The sequence below is a fragment of the Pseudomonas sp. BB438 genome (genome assembly GCF_057180225.1).
In genome coordinates this window covers 2,562,121-2,578,828 of sequence record NZ_CM170001.1, presented here as the reverse complement: position 1 = coordinate 2,578,828, position 16,708 = coordinate 2,562,121, and the positions used below count along the sequence as shown (strand labels likewise).

The 16,708-nt window shown below is 67.1% G+C and carries 17 protein-coding genes; 12 read left to right on the top strand and 5 right to left on the bottom strand.

Translation table 11 applies throughout. The features are described 5' to 3' along the window. Positions 1-38: 38 nt before the first annotated feature. Positions 39-380 carry a DMT family protein gene (locus AC1ZV1_RS12040; protein ID WP_045208042.1) on the top strand — a complete coding sequence of 114 codons (342 nt, stop codon included), beginning with the start codon at positions 39-41 and terminating at the stop codon, positions 378-380. A gap of 66 nt (positions 381-446) precedes the next feature. On the opposite strand, the gene AC1ZV1_RS12035 is transcribed toward AC1ZV1_RS12040, so the two are convergent. Beyond that, a complete protein-coding gene (locus AC1ZV1_RS12035) occupies positions 447-1,325 on the bottom strand; it encodes an NAD(P)-dependent oxidoreductase (RefSeq protein WP_484296912.1) in 879 nt (292 codons plus the stop codon). Between the two features lie 117 nt (positions 1,326-1,442). Between AC1ZV1_RS12035 and AC1ZV1_RS12030 the strand changes: the two genes are divergently transcribed. Together AC1ZV1_RS12030 and ppnP are read left to right on the top strand one after the other, a co-directional pair. Next, positions 1,443-1,994, top strand: a complete 552-nt coding sequence (locus AC1ZV1_RS12030; protein WP_484296911.1) for a 3'-5' exonuclease — start codon at positions 1,443-1,445, stop codon at positions 1,992-1,994. 111 nt (positions 1,995-2,105) lie between these two features. After that, positions 2,106-2,387 (top strand): pyrimidine/purine nucleoside phosphorylase, encoded by a 282-nt coding sequence (gene ppnP / locus AC1ZV1_RS12025; RefSeq protein WP_024765480.1) that lies wholly within the window; start codon positions 2,106-2,108, stop codon positions 2,385-2,387. A 156-nt stretch (positions 2,388-2,543) separates the two neighbouring features. On the opposite strand, the gene AC1ZV1_RS12020 is transcribed toward ppnP, so the two are convergent. Both AC1ZV1_RS12020 and AC1ZV1_RS12015 read right to left on the bottom strand, forming a co-directional pair. Beyond that, positions 2,544-3,461 (bottom strand): CobW family GTP-binding protein, encoded by a 918-nt coding sequence (locus AC1ZV1_RS12020; protein WP_484296910.1) that lies wholly within the window; start codon positions 3,459-3,461, stop codon positions 2,544-2,546. Continuing rightward, positions 3,458-5,206, bottom strand: coding sequence for an amidohydrolase (locus AC1ZV1_RS12015; RefSeq protein WP_484296909.1), 1,749 nt, complete (start codon positions 5,204-5,206; stop codon positions 3,458-3,460). The genes AC1ZV1_RS12020 and AC1ZV1_RS12015 overlap by 4 nt, the downstream gene beginning before the upstream one ends. Positions 5,207-5,318: 112 nt before the next feature. Here AC1ZV1_RS12015 and AC1ZV1_RS12010 point away from each other — a divergent pair, with 112 nt between their 5' ends. Beyond that, on the top strand, positions 5,319-6,365 hold the full coding sequence (locus AC1ZV1_RS12010; RefSeq protein WP_484296908.1) for a helix-turn-helix transcriptional regulator: 1,047 nt from the start codon (positions 5,319-5,321) through the stop codon (positions 6,363-6,365). 57 nt (positions 6,366-6,422) lie between these two features. Here AC1ZV1_RS12010 and AC1ZV1_RS12005 read toward each other — a convergent pair whose 3' ends face one another. Both AC1ZV1_RS12005 and AC1ZV1_RS12000 read right to left on the bottom strand, forming a co-directional pair. Continuing rightward, the gene (locus tag AC1ZV1_RS12005) at positions 6,423-6,839 is read right to left on the bottom strand and encodes a VOC family protein (protein WP_484296907.1); all 417 of its coding nucleotides are present in this window, start codon (positions 6,837-6,839) and stop codon (positions 6,423-6,425) included. A 17-nt stretch (positions 6,840-6,856) separates the two neighbouring features. Next, a complete protein-coding gene (locus tag AC1ZV1_RS12000) occupies positions 6,857-7,282 on the bottom strand; it encodes a YciI family protein (protein ID WP_484296906.1) in 426 nt (141 codons plus the stop codon). 283 nt (positions 7,283-7,565) lie between these two features. Here AC1ZV1_RS12000 and AC1ZV1_RS11995 point away from each other — a divergent pair, with 283 nt between their 5' ends. From AC1ZV1_RS11995 to AC1ZV1_RS11960, 8 genes are all read left to right on the top strand, one after another. Continuing rightward, entirely contained in the window at positions 7,566-8,033 is a 468-nt protein-coding gene (locus AC1ZV1_RS11995) for a YbaK/EbsC family protein (protein WP_484296905.1), read from the top strand. 239 nt (positions 8,034-8,272) lie between these two features. Beyond that, positions 8,273-9,496 (top strand): SfnB family sulfur acquisition oxidoreductase, encoded by a 1,224-nt coding sequence (locus AC1ZV1_RS11990; protein WP_484296904.1) that lies wholly within the window; start codon positions 8,273-8,275, stop codon positions 9,494-9,496. A gap of 202 nt (positions 9,497-9,698) precedes the next feature. Further along, on the top strand, positions 9,699-11,069 hold the full coding sequence (locus tag AC1ZV1_RS11985) for an LLM class flavin-dependent oxidoreductase (RefSeq protein WP_484296903.1): 1,371 nt from the start codon (positions 9,699-9,701) through the stop codon (positions 11,067-11,069). Next, positions 11,069-11,734 carry a methionine ABC transporter permease gene (locus tag AC1ZV1_RS11980; protein WP_151186665.1) on the top strand — a complete coding sequence of 222 codons (666 nt, stop codon included), beginning with the start codon at positions 11,069-11,071 and terminating at the stop codon, positions 11,732-11,734. The genes AC1ZV1_RS11985 and AC1ZV1_RS11980 overlap by 1 nt, the downstream gene beginning before the upstream one ends. Positions 11,735-11,862: 128 nt before the next feature. Next, positions 11,863-12,633 carry a MetQ/NlpA family ABC transporter substrate-binding protein gene (locus AC1ZV1_RS11975; RefSeq protein ID WP_017518042.1) on the top strand — a complete coding sequence of 257 codons (771 nt, stop codon included), beginning with the start codon at positions 11,863-11,865 and terminating at the stop codon, positions 12,631-12,633. Between the two features lie 178 nt (positions 12,634-12,811). Next, positions 12,812-14,047, top strand: coding sequence for an SfnB family sulfur acquisition oxidoreductase (locus AC1ZV1_RS11970; protein WP_484296902.1), 1,236 nt, complete (start codon positions 12,812-12,814; stop codon positions 14,045-14,047). Between the two features lie 9 nt (positions 14,048-14,056). Continuing rightward, positions 14,057-15,274, top strand: coding sequence for an SfnB family sulfur acquisition oxidoreductase (locus AC1ZV1_RS11965; protein WP_484296901.1), 1,218 nt, complete (start codon positions 14,057-14,059; stop codon positions 15,272-15,274). Beyond that, positions 15,271-16,668, top strand: a complete 1,398-nt coding sequence (locus AC1ZV1_RS11960) for an LLM class flavin-dependent oxidoreductase (protein WP_484296900.1) — start codon at positions 15,271-15,273, stop codon at positions 16,666-16,668. The genes AC1ZV1_RS11965 and AC1ZV1_RS11960 overlap by 4 nt, the downstream gene beginning before the upstream one ends. The last annotated feature ends 40 nt before the right edge of the window (positions 16,669-16,708 follow it).

The window sequence follows — 16,708 nt, the reverse complement described above, 5'->3', positions numbered from 1 at the left end:
ACTAGGCTCAGGCGCAGTCCCCCACTGGAGCCGCTGCCATGCCGGTCTGGCTGCAAACCGCGTTTCTTCTGTCGCTTTCCAACCTGTTCATGACCTTCGCCTGGTACGGCCACCTGAAAACCCTGAGCAGCAAGCCGTGGATCATCGCGGCACTGGTCAGCTGGGGGATCGCCCTGTTCGAGTACTTGCTGCAGGTACCGGCCAACCGCATCGGTTACACCGTGATGTCGGTAGGCCAGCTGAAGATCATGCAGGAGGTCATCACGCTGGCGGTCTTCGTGCCGTTCAGCGTGTACTTCATGCAGCAGCCACTGAAGCTCGACTACCTATGGGCCGGCTTGTGCCTGCTGGGCGCGGTGTACTTTATCTTCCGCGCCTGAGGCCGACAGGAGCGGCGCACGACGATCTCTGTGACCGATGGCGCCACCCGCGGGGAAGAAAACGGGTCAGGACTCGGACGAGTCCTGAAGGCGGGTGATCAGACTGGAAGTGTCCCAGCGCCCGCCGCCGGCGGCCTGCACCTCGGCGTAGAACTGGTCGACCAGCGCCGTGACCGGCAGCTGTGCGCCATTGCGGCGCGCCTCGTCAAGGACGATGCCCAGGTCCTTGCGCATCCAGTCCACCGCGAAACCGAAGTCGAAACGCCCTTCCAGCATGCTCTGGTGACGGTTCTCCAGTTGCCAGGACTGCGCGGCCCCCTTGCTGATCACCTCCATTGCCGCCATGCCGTCAAGGCCGGCGCTCTGGGCGAAGTGCAGCGCCTCGGACAAGCCCTGCAGCAGCCCGCCAACGCAGATCTGGTTGACCATCTTGGTCAACTGGCCGCTGCCGACAGGCCCCATGCGGCGCACCATGCGCGAATAGGTGGCGATCACGGGCTCGGCGCGGGCGTAGAGGTTCGCGTCGCCGCCGACCATCACCGTCAGCGCGCCATTCTCGGCGCCGGCCTGGCCGCCGGACACCGGCGCATCGAGGAAACCCAGTTCGCGCTCGGCCGCCGCCACCGCCAGCTCGCGGGCCACTTCGGCCGACGCGGTGGTGTGGTCCACCAGCACGGCGCCGGGCTGCATGCCGGCCAACGCGCCCTCCTCGCCCAGCACCACGCTGCGCAGGTCGTCATCGTTGCCCACGCAGCACATTACGAAATCTGCCCACTCTGCGGCCTTGCGCGGGGTCTGCGCCGAGCGGCCGCCGAACTGGCTGACCCACTGGGCGGCGCGGCTCGCAGTGCGGTTGTAGACGCACACCTCGTGCCCTTCGCGCGCCAGATGCCCGGCCATGGGGTAACCCATCACGCCGAGGCCGATGAAAGCCACTTTCGCCATCGCAGTCCCCCTTGTCCGATCGAGTCGCTCAGCCTAGCACAGCGGTTTGCCGGTCCTGCAAACGCCTTCCATACTCGATTCGAACCCAACTTTCGAACCCAACCACGAGCACCGACTATGCCCCACTGGCTGGTGATCGACCTGGAAGCCACCACCGAGGAAGGTGGCTGGCCAGTCGAGGAAATGGAGATCATCGAGATCGGCGCCAGCCTCGTGGCCGAGGCGGACGGCCGCGAACTGGATCATTTCCAGCGATTCGTCCGCCCGCAGCGCCGCCCGCTCCTGACAGCCTTCTGTCGCGAGCTCACCCACATCACGCAGGCCAATGTCGACGCGGCGGCGCCCCTGCACGAAGTCTGGCCGCAATTCGAGCGCTGGCTCGCCCAGCACAGCCCGCGCCTGGCCGGCTGGACCAGTTGGGGCGACTACGACCGTCACCAGCTGGAACTGGAATGGCGCCGCCAGCACCTGGACAGCCACCTTTCCCGCGTTCCCCACGTCAACCTCAAGCAGCGCTTCGCCCAGGCCCGCCAGCTCAAGCGCCAGGTGGGCCTGAACGCCGCATTGCACCTGGCCGGCCTGCACTTCCAGGGGCAGCCGCACCGAGCCCTGGAAGATGCCCGCAACACCGCCCGCCTGCTGCCGCTCACCCTGCCCGTCGCCGGCTGAGCCCACCCGCCACCCACTGACCGCACGGTCGCCTGCGCCGCTCTAGTGACGGGGCCTGCGCCCTTGGGCATACTGGCGGGCCCTTTTTCACCCCTCTAGCAGGAGACGCCCATGTTCAAGGTCAACGAGTACTTCGACGGCACCGTCAAATCCATCGCCTTCGACATGACCGCAGGCCCCGCCACCATCGGCGTAATGGCTCCCGGCGAATACGAGTTCGGCACCAGCCAGCTGGAGGTGATGCACGTCGTCGCCGGCGCGCTGACCGTCAAGCTGCCGGGCAGCGACAGCTGGGAAACCTTCGAAGGCGGCAGCAACTTCACCGTGCCGGCCAACAGCAAGTTCCAGCTGAAAGTCGCCCAGGACACCGCCTACCTCTGCGAATACCGCTGAGTTCAGCGCGTCATGAAAAACCGGCCCTTGCGGCCGGTTTTTTATTGCCTGCTGCTCGGGAGCTGCCCCTGTAGGAGCGAGCTTGCTCGCAAACCACTTCCCGGCGGTTCCGGCGCTAGGCTGTTCGCGAGCAAGGACTAGGCGTCCCCCTCGGCCCTACGAAAAGCAGCTACGCAGGCCGACCTCGAGATCAGCCCGCAACCCCGCGCCCTTCTCGGCAATGAACACCAGCCGCGAGCCCTGCGCCGCCTCGACCGCCGTTGCCGGGCGCAACTGATAACGCCCACCCACATACTGCAGCCAGACCGTCTCGCCCTGCCTTGCCAGGCGAACCAGTCCCTTGAGGCGCAGCAGGCCGCGTGGGAGTGCCTCCAGCCATTGTTTCAGCCGCGCACCATCGAAGCTCGCCTCGCCCTGCCAGCTCCAGCTGTCGAACAGCTCGCCATGGTCGATGCCGTCCTGACCGTGAGGGCGCAGCTTGCGCGACGGCTCGCCCAGCAGCAGTTCATCGGGGATCTGCGCCTGGATGGTTTCCAACACCCGTGCGCCACGGCCGAAGCGCTCGCGCTGGCTGGCGCGCTCGTTGGCGTACAGCAGGTCGCACTTGTTCAGCAACAACAGGTCGGCCGCTGCCGCCTGCATGCGTTCCAGCCGCGCATATTCACCTTCGAGCGGTTCACGGCGAGCGGCGTCGACGACCGTCAGCACGGCGTCCAGATGCAGGCGTCGGCGCAATTTCGGGTAGCCCAGCGTCTGTACGATGCGCTGCGGGTCGGACACCCCGCTGCACTCGATCACCACCTGCTCCAGCGGCGGATGCAGGTTCGCCAGCCGCTCCAGTTGTGCCAGCAGGTCGTCCTGCACGCTGCAGCAGATACAACCGTTTTCCAGGCTGTACACGGCCTCGGTCTGCTCGGCGATCATGCCGGCGTCGATGTTCAGCTCGCCGAAGTCGTTGACGATGACCGCCAGGCGCCGGCCTTCGCAGCGCTCCAGCAGGTTGCGCAGCAGCGTGGTCTTGCCGGCGCCGAGGAAGCCGGCAACCACCGTCACCGGGATGCTCGCGGCGTTCATGCGTTGACGCCTTCGATGCGCGGCGGCTCGCCCTGCCACACCGCCGCCAGGGCCGTATCGCTGAACTGGCCGAGACGGTCGTAGACCGGGCGGCCTTCGACGAAGGTCAGTTGCACTTCGGTGCGGTGAATGAAGTTGCGCGCCGGCTGCTCGAACAGGTTGCGGTCGAGCACGATGAAGTCCGCCGACTTGCCTGCTTCCAGGCTGCCGGTGAGCGCTTCCAGCCCCATGGCATAGGCGCCGTTGAGCGTCGCCACGCGGATCGCCTGCTCCAGGCTGATCGGCTCGCCAAAGCAGGCCGGGTCGTCGTTCCAGGGGTTCTGCCGGGTGACCAGGGTTTCCAGCGCCAGCCAGGGGTCGATGGACGCCACCGGCCAGTCCGTGCCGAACACCGCGATGCCACCGGCGGCGAGCACGCCCTTGAAGTCGTAGATGCGCTTCAGGCGATCCGTGCCGTAGCCCGAACGCGCGCCGCTGGCGAAGGGCGTCGGGTACCAGGCTGCGGGGGAGAACTCGGCGATCACGTCCAATTCGCGGAAGCGCTTGAGGTTGCCCGGATGCAGGATGGTGCTGTGCGCACACTGGTGACGAACGCCACTGAAACCGTTGCGTCGGCGCGCCTCCGCCACTGCGTCGAGGAACACGTCGGACGCGGCGTCCCCCGTGCAGTGGGCGATGACGCGAATGCCGCGGCGGTCCATGTCCACCACCATGTCGGTGATGTGCTCGGGTGTCAGGTTGAGCTTGCCGCGCCAGGCGTCCTCGCCCGGCCAGGGCGTAATAAGGAAGGAGGAGCGCGGCTCGACGGTGCCGTCGAAGTGGAACTTCACCGCGTTCGCCGACAGTCGCGCGCTGCGGTAGTAGTGACGCTCTCCGCTGAGCAGCTCCCAGCGACGACGCACGGGGAAGATGTCGTCCTGCCAGCTGATCGCCGCCTCCACGCGCAGGGTCAGCTGGCCGGCGTCGTCGAGGTACTTGAGCGCGTCCAGGCGGTTCTCGCAGACGTGCAGGTATTTGGCCGCCGTGACGCCGCGCGAGCTCTGGAAGTGGACGCCCTCGCGGTAGGACTGGCGCAGTACCTTGGCAGGGGTCGGCGGCATGGCGGCATGGATCAGTGCGTAGGCGCCATCAATCATCAGGCCGTTGGGCTCGCCGGTCAGCTCGTCGCGCTCCAGGTAGCCATTGCGCGGGTCGGCGGTGCTGGCGTCGATGCCAGCCAGTTCCAGCGCGCGGGAGTTGACCATCATGGTGCCCCACATGCGATCGAGCAGCGCCACGGGGCGGTCCGGCATTACCGAATCAAGCCACTCGCGTCCCGGTTTCAGCCCGGCTTCGCGGAAGGTGTAGCGCACCCAGTACTGGCCGTAGACCCAGCCATCGCCGGGGTGGCTGTCGGCGTAGTCGCGGATGGCCTTTGCCAGTTGGTCGGGGGTCGGATCCTCGATGCCGACGTCGAGGTCGTCGGCGTAGCGCGGGTTCAGCGCCAGGTCCGGATGGGTATGCATGTCGTGCAGGCCGGGCATGCAGAACGCGCCTTCGAGGTCGCGCACCAGGGTGTCCGGGCCAATCAGGTGCTCCATCTCCTCGCGGCGGCCCACCGCCAGCAGCCGGCCATCGCGGACGGCCACGGCCTCGGCCCAGGGCTGGGCAGGATCGAGGGTATAGAAGCGGCCGTTGTGCAGCAGCAATTCGGCAAAACGGTCGCTGGGGGAATTGGAAGAGCGGAAGCGGTCCGGAGCGGTCATGGGGAGCCTTTGTTGTTCTTGTCCGTGGAGGCAGTATAGGGCTCGGCTTCTGGTCACTGACTAGCATAAGATGACAACTCACTAGCAGAAGACGACAGCTTGAGCCTGCGCCATGCCCACCGCGTCCTTCGACATCGATTACGCCGCCCGCCAGTTGTTCCGCCACTTCCTCGACGAGTGGCGCGCTCGCCCCGCCCTGCCGGCACTGGCGCCCTTGCTGGGTGGCCTCGGGCTGCCCACCAGCAGCGAAGCGGCCGCCGCCGAGATGAACTTCGCCCGCTATTACCGCCTGCTGCAGCAGGCCGCCGGGCTGCTCGGCCCGAGCGACTTCTTCCTGCGCCTGGGCCAGCGCTACAACCTGTATGACCTGGGGGTGATCGGCTACGCGCTGATCAGCGCGGCCAACCTGCGGCGCTCCTGGGACATCTCCCTCGGCCAGCCGTCGAGCCTGATGCCACACCCGATCCATACCCACCGCGAGGAAGTCGGCGAACACATCCGCCTGACGCTGCAGCTCCCCCCCTTCGGCGAAGTGGAGCGCATCGCCCTCTGCGAGGAATGGCTGAGCAGCACCTGGCGCTGGCTGTGCCAGCGCCTGCCGGATCTGGAACATTGCACCGGCATGCACCTGCGCCTGCCCTACCCGCCACCGGGCTACGCAGCCTTGTACGGCGAACTCTTCCCCGGCACCTGCCAGTTCAATGCCGGGCAGGCCGAACTGTGGATGCCGAAGGCCTTCCACGACCAGCCCTTCTCCACCGCCAACCCCTCGGTGAGCCGGCTATGCCAGGCCCAGGGCGCGGCGACTCTGGCCAGCTTCGAACGCGGCCCGGCGCTGCCGGACGATGTGCGCTACTACCTGCTGCAGAACGCGCGCATCCCGCTCCCGGACCTGGAGCAGACCGCCGCCTGGCTGCGCCTGCCGCCGCATACGCTGCAACGTCGGCTGCGCGCGCACGGACTGACCTTCAAGGGAATCGTGCTGGAAGTGCGGATGGCGCTGGCCCAGCGTTATCTGCTGGCCAGCCGGATGGCGTTGCAGGAAATCGCCTTCCTGCTCGGCTATGAACACGTCACCAGTTTCCACCGCGCGTTCCAGCGGTTCACCGGGACGACACCGGAGCGCTTCCGCGCCGACGCGGGGAAAGACTCCCTGTAGGAGCGCATCCTGTGCGCGATCGCGGGCATGGCGCGCTCCCACAGGGAAGCCCTGGGGTCAGGCTTCCTTCTCGCAATTGATCATCCACGGCACCCCGAAGCGATCCTCGACAGCGCCGAACAGCTCGGCCCAGAAGGTCTGGTCCAGCGGCATGGTGACCTTGCCGCCCTTGCCCAGGGCGTCAAACAGGCGCCGTGCCTCGGCCTTGTTGTCCACGTTGAGGGTGATCGACACACCTTTCACCCCGTCGTACTGACCGCACTGGGGGGAGGCATCCGAGCCCATCAGCACATGTCCGTCCACCTCGAGGCGGACATGGATGACGCGGTTCCTCAACGCCTCGGGCATGTCCTCACCGCCCGGCGCGTCGGAGAAACGCATCAACGCCGGCAACTCGGCACGCAGCACCTCGGCGTAATAACGAAAGGCTTCTTCACAGTTGCCGTCGAAGACCAGGTAGGCATTCATCAACATGTCGGTATCCTCCAAGCTCAGGATTTGCTGGCGATTTCGGCGCGCAGGCGTTCTTCCTGCTCGCGCAATTCAGGGGTGAACTCGGCGCCGAAGTCCTCGGCCTCGAATATCTGCCGGATCTCGATCTCGGACTCGCCGTCGAAGGGATTGGGCGAGCGTCTGACCCAGTCGATGCACTCCTGCAGCGACGCGGTCTGCATGATCCAGAAACCGGCGATCAGTTCCTTGGTCTCGGCGAACGGGCCGTCGATCACCTGCCGCGACGCGCCATCGAAGCGCACCCGCGCGCCCCTCACGCTGGGGTGCAGGCCCTCACCGGCCAGCATCACGCCGGCCTTCACCAGCTCCTCGTTATAGGCTCCCATGGCAGCGAGCAGCTCTTCCTTGGGCATCACACCGGCTTCAGAATCGGCGGTGGCTTTGACGATCACCATGAAACGCATGGTCTTTCTCCTCTTGTTGTCATGTTCAGCGTGGCGGCCGGTTGCTTCCGGTTCCTGACATGTAGTCGAAGGGCGCGACAGCGGATCGACAGGTCACGTAAAAAATTTCTGCGCAGCGCTACGGGGGCTTCTGAGCATAGGCCGGCGATTGTGATGACGCCGTAAGCGCGCCAGGGATCCACGACCCGGCGCGACGGCCGGGGCGCAGACGAATGGCTGACTGGACAGCCTCGGCCTCGCTCCCTAGATTCAGTCCTTTTCGCACGACACGGAGCATTGCCCCATGAGCCTGGAATCGGTTCGCGCCTTCTTCGCCGAAAAGGCCCCCGACATCGCCATCATCGAGCTGGAAACCAGCACCGCCACCGTCGCCCTGGCCGCCGAGGCCCACGGCGTGGAGCCGGGCCGCATCGCCAAGACACTGTCCCTGCGCGTCGGCGAACGCACCGTACTGGTGGTCGCGCGCGGCGATGCACGGCTGGACAACCGCAAGCTCAAGGAAGCCTTTGGCGGCAAGGCCAAGATGCTCGGCGCCGAGGATGTCGTGGCCCTGACCGGGCATCCGGTGGGCGGTGTCTGTCCGTTCGGACTGGCCACGCCGCTGCCGGTGTACTGCGATGTGTCGCTGCAGGCGTTCGACGAAGTGCTGCCGGCAGCCGGCGCGGTACACAGCGCGGTGCGGATCGAGCCACAGCGCATGGCGCAACTGGTGGCGGCGGATTGGATCGATGTCTGTCAGGAATTGACCTGAGCGCTCGACCGCCCGGCCTGCAGGAGTGGGCCGTGCCTGCTCCTACAGGCTGCTCCGACACTGTTGCTCCAGCAACACCCGCTCAACACTTTGCTGTTCACCCAGCGCCTCAACTGTTGAATTGAAATTTCAACTTATTGATTTATAAGGGAATTAATTTCCGGCACAGCTTGTGCAATGACCCAATCAGACAGACCCGAACGCCGGGTCGATTCATCTGCCGAGGTCGCTGTACTGCCATGCCCCAACTCCCCGAATCCGCCCCTTACGATATCCGCGAGCCGAATGCACACCGCATCGGCTCCGACGCCGAAGCCCTCTCCGTCGCTCACAAGGTTGCCGCCTTCCTGCTCGAAGGCGCCGCCGAGCGCGACCGCCAGCGCAACGTCCCGCCCGAGGTCGTCGAGGTCTACTCCAACAGCGGCCTGTGGGGCATCACCGTGCCCCGCGCGTTCGGCGGCGCCGAGGTGTCCTACGCGACCCTCGCCGAAGTCATTGCCATCATTTCTGCCGCCGACCCGTCACTGGGGCAGATTCCGCAGAACCACTATTGCCTGCTGGAAGACATCCGCCTGCAGGGCACCGACGAGCAGAAGCGCTTCTTCTTCGACCTCGCGCTCAAGGGCAACCGCTTCGCCAACGCGCTGTCGGAAACCGGCGGCAAGAACGTCCAGGACATCCAGACCCGCCTGCGCCAGGACGGCGACAGCGTGGTGATCGATGGCCGCAAGGGCTACTGCACTGGCTCGCTCTACGCCCACTGGATCGGCGTGCTTGGCCTGGACGAACAGAACAATGCCCAGCTCGCTTTCGTCCCGCGCGGCACGCCAGGGCTGGTAATCGTCGACGACTGGGCCAGCATCGGCCAACGCACCACCTCCAGCGGCACCGTGCTGGTGGAAGGCCTGCGCGTACCGGCGTTCAATGTCTTCCCCACCCACCGCTCCTACGACGTGCCGACCCTGGCCGGCCCGTTCGCCCAGATCACCACCGCCGCCATCGACGCCGGCATCGCCCGTGCCGCGCTGCGCGACACCATCGCCTTCGTCCGCGAGCAGGCCCGCCCGTGGATCGACGCCGGCGTGGAGAAGGCCAGCGAAGACCCGCTGACCATCATCCAGGTCGGCGAACTGGGCATCCGCATCGAAGCCGCCGACGCCCTGCTGGAACGTGCCGGCAAGATCATGGACGCCGCCCGCCCCGCACCGGACGAAGACAGCGTGGCCCGCGCCTCGGTCGCCGTGGCCAAGGCCAAGGTGCTGACCACCGAGGTCGCCATCGATGCCACCAACAAGCTGTTCGAGCTCGGCGGCACCCGCTCCACCCTCGCCCGCCACGGCTTCGACCGCCACTGGCGCAACGCCCGCGTGCACACCCTGCATGACCCGGTGCGCTGGAAGTACCACCTGGTCGGCAACTGGCTGCTCAACGACAAGCGCCCACCGCGCCACGACTGGAACTGAAAACGATGAACACGCCTGCTGCGCGAACCGATAGCTGCGTGACTCGCGTTCGCTCGCCCTTCGGGCCCGCCTTCGGCGGTTCAGGTGAAATCACCTGTGCGACGGTGCTCGCGCTGTTCATTCGATATGTCTCGTCGCTGCGCTCCGTCCGCCTTGCTCCCGGATCGCTCGCGACGGCCTGCTCACCGTTTTGGTACCCGTTATGAAACAGATCCGCCTCAACGCCTTCGCCATGAACTGCGTCGGACACCTGTCACCCGGCCTCTGGCGCCACCCGCGCGACCAGCAGGCCGCGCGCTACACCGACATCCACTACTGGATCGAACTGGCGAAAACCCTCGAACGGGGCAAGATCGACGGACTGTTCCTGGCCGACGTGCTGGGCGTCTATGACGTCTACCACGGCAACGCCGACGCCGCGCTGCGCGCCGGCGCGCAGGTGCCGGCCAACGATCCGCTGCAGATCGTCCCGGCCATGGCTGCCGCCACCGAGCACCTGGGCTTCGGCATCACCGCCTCGGTGTCCTTCGAGCACCCGTTCCCCTTCGCCCGGCGCATCTCCACGCTGGACCACCTGACCCGTGGCCGCGCCGGCTGGAACATCGTCACGTCCTACCTCAACAGCGGCGCGCGCAACCTGGGCCTGAAGCAGCAGCTCAACCACCAGCAGCGCTATGCGCTGGCGGAGGAGTACCTGGAGGTCTGCTACAAGCTCTGGGAAGCCAGCTGGGACGACGACGCGGTGGTCGCAGACCGCGCCGGCGGCGTCTACGCCGACCCGCGCAAGGTGCACCCCATCGAGCATAAGGGCGAACACTTCGACGTGCCCGGCTTCCACCTGAGCCAGCCGTCGCCGCAGCGCACACCGGTGCTCTACCAGGCCGGCGCGTCGAGTCGCGGCAAGGCCTTCGCTGCCGGCAATGCCGAGTGTGTGTTCGTCGCCGCGCCGACCAAACGCATCCTCCGCGACCAGGTCGCCGACCTGCGCCGACTCGCCGTCGAGGTGGGTCGCCAGGCGAGCGACGTGCTGGTACTGAACCAGCTCACCGTGATCGTCGCACCGACGGACGCCGAAGCACTGGCCAAGCTGGACGACTACCGTCAGTACAGCGACCGCGAAGGTGCCCTGGCGCTGGTCTCCGGCTGGACCGGCATCGACTTCGGCCAGTACGCGCCGGACCAGGTGTTGCGCCACGTACAGAGCGACGCCATCCAGTCCGCCGTGGATGCCTTCAGCGCCGCCGACCCGGAGCGCCAGTGGACCGCCGCCGAGATCGCCGACTACTGCGCCCTGGGTGGCGACGGCCCGCTGTTGGTGGGCTCGCCGCAGACCGTGGCGGACCAGCTGCAGGCCTGGGTCGAGGAAACCGACGTCGACGGCTTCAACCTCTCCAGCCTGGTGGCACCGGAGACCTTCGTCGACATCGTCGACCTGCTGGTGCCCGAGCTGCAGGCACGCGGACTGTTCAAGCGCGAGTACCAGCAAGGCACCCTGCGCCACAAGCTGTTCGGCCAGGGCGACCGCCTGCGCGCCCCGCACCGTGCCGCGACCGTTAGACGGAGCGCGGAATGATGGATGGCTGGTTCCGCAACCTCGACTGGCACGATCTCGCCCAGGCCTGCCTGGACACCCTCGCCATGCTCGGCGGTGCACTGGCCTTCACCGTGCTGCTGGGCCTGCCGCTGGGCGTACTGCTGTACCTCACCGGCAAGCGCCAACTGCATGCCAGGCCCGGCCTGTACCGCGCGCTGTCGGTGGTGGTGAACATGCTGCGCTCGCTGCCGTTCATCATCCTGCTGATCGTGCTGATCCCGGTCACCACGCTGATCACCGGCACCTCGCTGGGCGTCGCCGGGGCCATCCCGCCGCTGGTGGTGGGCTGCACGCCATTCTTCGCGCGGCTGGTGGAAACCGCCCTGCGCGAAGTCGACCGCGGCCTGGTGGAAGCCACCCAGGCGATGGGCGCCAGCACCTGGCAGATCATCTGGCACACCCTGCTGCCGGAAGCACGTACCGGGCTGATCGCCGCCGTGACCGTCACCGCCATCGTGCTGGTGGACTACACCGCGATGTCCGGCGTGATCGGTGGTGGCGGCCTCGGCGACCTGGCCATTCGCTTCGGTTACCAACGCTTCCAGACCGACGTGATGATCATCACCGTCGCCCTGCTGATCCTGCTGGTACAGGCCCTGCAGATGAGCGGCGACCGCCTCGTCGCGCGCTACACGAGGCGCTGAATTCCCCGCCCACTCCCCGCCCGGGAGCGGCATTCGCGATCCAGCCGCCGGCAGCCGGCCCCGCTGCCACCCAGGCCCCACGTCCACCCCACGACGGCCCACCCACTACTGTTCAAGGAGCAACACCCATGAAAAAGGCCATCGCCATCCTGGCAGCCGTCGTCGCCTTCTCCGCCCACGCGGGGGAGAAACTCGTTGTCGGCGCCACCCCGGTGCCCCACGCCGAGATCCTCGAATTCGTCAAACCGGAACTGGCCAAGGAAGGCGTCGACCTGGACATCAAGGTCTTCACCGACTTCATCCAGCCCAACCTGCAGCTCGCGCAAAAGAACCTCGACGCCAACTACTACCAGTACCGTCCGTTCCTCGATGACTTCAACAAGACCCGCCACACCGACCTGGTGCCGGTCGTTGGCATCCACATCGAGCCGTTCGGTGCCTACTCCACCAAGTACAAATCCCTCGCCGAGCTGCCCGACGGCGCCAGCGTGGCCATCCCCAACGACCCGGTGAACACCGGCCGCGCCCTGGTGCTGCTGGCCGAGAGCGGCCTGATCAAGCTCAAGGACCCGACCAACCCGCAGTCCACCGAGCGCGACATCACCGACAACCCCAAGCACCTGAAGATCCGTGAGCTCGAAGGCGCCCTGCTGGCCCGCGCGGTGAAGCAGGTGGACCTGGCGTTCATCTTCGCCAACTACGCGCTGGAAGCCGGCATCGATACCAAGAGCGCGCTGATCGTCGAAAAAGGCAAGGACCTCTATGCCGAGTTCCTCGTCGCCCGTCCGGACAACATCCAGGACCCGGGCATCCAGAAGCTGGCCAAGGCGCTGAACTCGCCGGAAGTCCGCCAGTTCATCCTGACCCGCTACAAGGGCGAGATCGCCCCGGCGTTCTGATGCGAGATCGGCGCGGGGGCGATTCACCCTCTCCCCCCGCCCTCTCCCGCAAGCGGGAGAGGGAGCCAGAAGCCCACCGGCTGACACATCTGTTTCAACGCGCACGGACAGTCCCCTCCCCCTTCAGGGAGAGGGTTAGGGAGAGGGAACTTCCAGCTCCACAACAACAGGAAACCGCATGACCAACGAATCCGCACCCAAGGACCTTCGTGACCAGGCGCCCCGGCAACTCCCGGCGCGCCGCATCGACAACGACGCCCAGGCCATCGACGCCGCCCACGAAGTGGCCCGCCTGGCGAAACCCGGCGCCGCCGCCCGCGACCGCGAGCGCGCCCTGCCCTGGCGCGAGCTGGAGCACTTCACCGCCCTGGGCCTGGGCGGCATCAGCATTCCCCGCGAGTACGGCGGTGCGCAGGTCTCCTACGCCACCCTGGCCGAAGTCTTCCGCGTGATCTGCGCCGCCGACCCGGCGCTGGGGCAGATCCCGCAGAACCAGTTCGGCCTGCTCAACGTCATCGACAACGTCGCCAGCGACGCGCAGAAGCGCGTGCTGTTCGGCGGCGTGCTCAACGGTCGGCGCATCGGCAATGCCGGCCCCGAACGCAACACCCGCAACACCCTCGAGCTCAAGGCACGGCTGGTGCGCGACGGCGAACATTTCCGCATCAGCGGCGAGAAGTTCTACTCCACCGGCGCGCTGTTCGCCCACTGGGTCGCGGTGAAGGCCATCGACGAGGAAGGTCGCGCGGTGATGGGCTTCGTCGAGCGCGGCATGGACGGCCTGCGCATCGTCGATGACTGGTCCGGTTTTGGCCAGCGCACCACCGCCAGCGGCACCGTGCTGCTGGACAACGCGCCCGTCGCCGGCTCGCTGGTGATCCACAACGGCCGTCTCGCCGACCTGCCGAACATTCAGGGCGCCGTGTCGCAGCTGATCCAGGCCGCCATCGATGCCGGCATCGCGGCGAATGCCCTGGAAGACGCCATCGACTTCATCCGCACGCACACCCGCCCCTTCATCGACGCCAACGTCGAGCAGGCCAGCGAAGAGCCCTTCACTGTCGCCGAGATCGGCCGCCTGCAGGTCGAACTGCACGCCGCCGAGGCGCTGCTGGAGCGCGCCGGCCATGTGCTCGACGAAGTGAGCGCGCGGCCCATCGACGACGAGTCCGCCGCCCGCGCGTCCATCGCCGTGGCCGAGGCCAAGGTGCTGACCACCGAAATCAGCCTGGCCGCCAGCGAGAAGCTCTTCGAGCTGGCCGGCAGCCGCGCCACCCTCGCCGAATTCAACCTCGACCGCCACTGGCGCAACGCCCGCGTGCACACCCTGCACGACCCGGTGCGCTGGAAGGTCCAGGCGGTCGGTGCCTATCACCTCAACGGCGCCCGCCCCGCGCGTCATTCCTGGATCTGAGGAGCGCCGATGAACAGTCTCGTACTGAACACCCCAGGGCTGGAAAACCCCGTCCACATCATCCGCAGCGACGACGAAGCCCTGGAGGTCGCCCGCGCACTGGCCGCCGACTTCCGCGAAGGCGCCATCGCCCGCGACCGTGAACGTCGCCTGCCCTGGGACGAACTGGAGCGTTTCAGCCGATCCGGCCTGTGGGGCATCACCGTGCCACGCGAGCATGGCGGCGCTGGCGTTTCCCGGGTCACCGTGGCGCGTGTGATCGCCATCATCTCCGCCGCCGACGGCTCGCTGGGGCAGATTCCGCAGAACCATTTCTACGCAGTCGAACTGCTGCGGGTGAACGGCAGCGACGCGCAGAAAGCCCGCCTGTTCGCCGAAGTGCTGGCCGGCGTGCGCTTCGGCAATGCGCTGGCGGAAATCGGCACGCGCACCGCCCACGACCGCACTACCCGGCTCACGCGCGAAGACGGCCAGTTGCGCATCCACGGCCGCAAGTTCTACTGCACCGGCGCGCTCTACGCGCAACGCATCCCGACCCTGGTCATCGATGACGAGGGCCTTCATCAGTTCGCCTTCATCGCCCGCGACACCCAGGGCCTGGAAGTGATCGACGACTGGTCCGGCTTCGGCCAGCGCACCACCGGCAGCGGCAGCGTGGTGTTCGATGGCGCGCCGGTGGGCGAGGACGACATCGTGCCGTTCCAGAGCGCCTTCGAACGCCCGACCACGGTCGGCCCCTTCGCGCAGATCCTCCACGCCGCCATCGATGTCGGCATCGCCCGTGGCGCGTACGAAGACGCTCTGGTGTTCCTGCGCGAGAAGGCCCGGCCATGGATCGACGCGGGCGTGGACAAGGCCAGCGACGACCCGCTGGCGATCAACGAAATCGGCCGCCTGGCGATCCGCCTGCACGCCGCCGAAGCCCTGCTGGACCGCTCGGGCCGCGTACTCGACGCCGCGACCGCAGAGCCGACCGCCGAGAGCGTCGCCGCCGCCTCCATCGCCGTGGCCGAGGCGCGGGCGATCACCACCGAAGTCTCGCTGCTGGCCGGTTCCAAGCTGATCGAACTGGGCGGCAGCCGCGCCAGCCTCGCCGAGCTGGGCCTGGACCGCCACTGGCGCAACGCCCGCGTGCACACCCTGCACGACCCGGCGCGCTGGAAGTACTTCGCGGTGGGCAACTACTACCTCAACGGCCAGTTGCCGCCTCGTCGGGGGACCCTATGAGCCAGAAGCAGATCCTCCTCAACGCCTTCAGCATGAATTGCGTCGGCCACATCAATCACGGCCTGTGGACCCACCCGCGCGATCGCTCCAGCGACTTCAACACGCTCAGCCACTGGACCGACCTCGCCCGCCTGCTGGAAAAGGGCCTGTTCGACGGGCTGTTCCTCGCCGACATCCTCGGTGTCTATGACGTCTACCAGAACGGCATCGAGCTCACCGCGAAGGAGGCCATTCAGCTGCCGGTGAACGACCCGCTGATGCTGGTTTCAGCGATGGCCGGCGCCACGCGGCACCTGGGCTTCGGCGTCACTGCCAACCTCACCTATGAGGCGCCCTACCCGTTCGCCCGGCGGCTCTCCACACTGGATCACCTGAGTGATGGCCGCATCGGCTGGAACATCGTCACCGGCTACCTGGAGAGCACCGCCCGCGCCATGGGCCAGGACCGGCAGATCGACCACGACCGCCGCTACGACCGCGCCGACGAATACCTGGAGGTGCTCTACAAGCTCTGGGAAGGCAGCTGGGAAGACGACGCTGTCATCGCCGATCGCCAGCGCCGCATCTACGCGCAGCCGGGCAAGGTGCACAAGGTGCGACACCATGGTGAGTTCTTCGATGTCGAGGGTTACCACCTCAGCCAGCCATCGCCACAACGCACGCCGCTCCTGTTCCAGGCCGGCGCGTCGAATCGCGGTCTCGCCTTCGCCGCGCGCCACGCCGAATGCGTGTTCGTCTCGGCACAGACCCGCGAAGCGACCCGCGTGCTGGTGGACCGCATCCGCCAGGCCGCTGTGGATGCCGGCCGCCGTGCGGACGACATCAAGGTGTTCATGGGCATCAACGTCATCGTCGCGCCGACCGAGGCCGAGGCCCGCGACAAGCTCGCCGAGTACCGCCGCTTCGCCAGCGCCGAGGCGGGTCTTGCGCACTTCGCCAGCACCACCGGGATCGACTTCTCGCGCTACGCGCTGGACGAGCCGATCCGCTACGAGAAGACCAACGCCATCGAATCCGCCACCAAGGCCCTGACCGTCGCCCGCACCGACGCCACCGTGCGCCAGCTGCTGGAACAACTCGCTCTGGGCGGCCGCTACACCACGCTGGTGGGTGACCCGGTGCAGGTGGCCGATGAGCTGCTGGGCTGGATCAACGACGCCGGCCTCGACGGCTTCAACCTCACCCGCACCGTGGAGCCGGAAAGCTACGCCGACTTCATCGACCTCGTGGTGCCCGAGCTGCAGAACCGCGGCGCCTACAAGACCGCCTACGGGGACGGCACCCTGCGGGAAAAACTCTTCGGCGCCGGTCGCGCCCGACTGCCCGCGCGGCACGTCGGCGCGAGCTATCGCCAGGCAACCGCCACTGGAGCGACTCCAGCTTTCCCTGCGTAAAAACTCTAAAAGGATTCGTTGCCATGCCTGCACGCTTCAA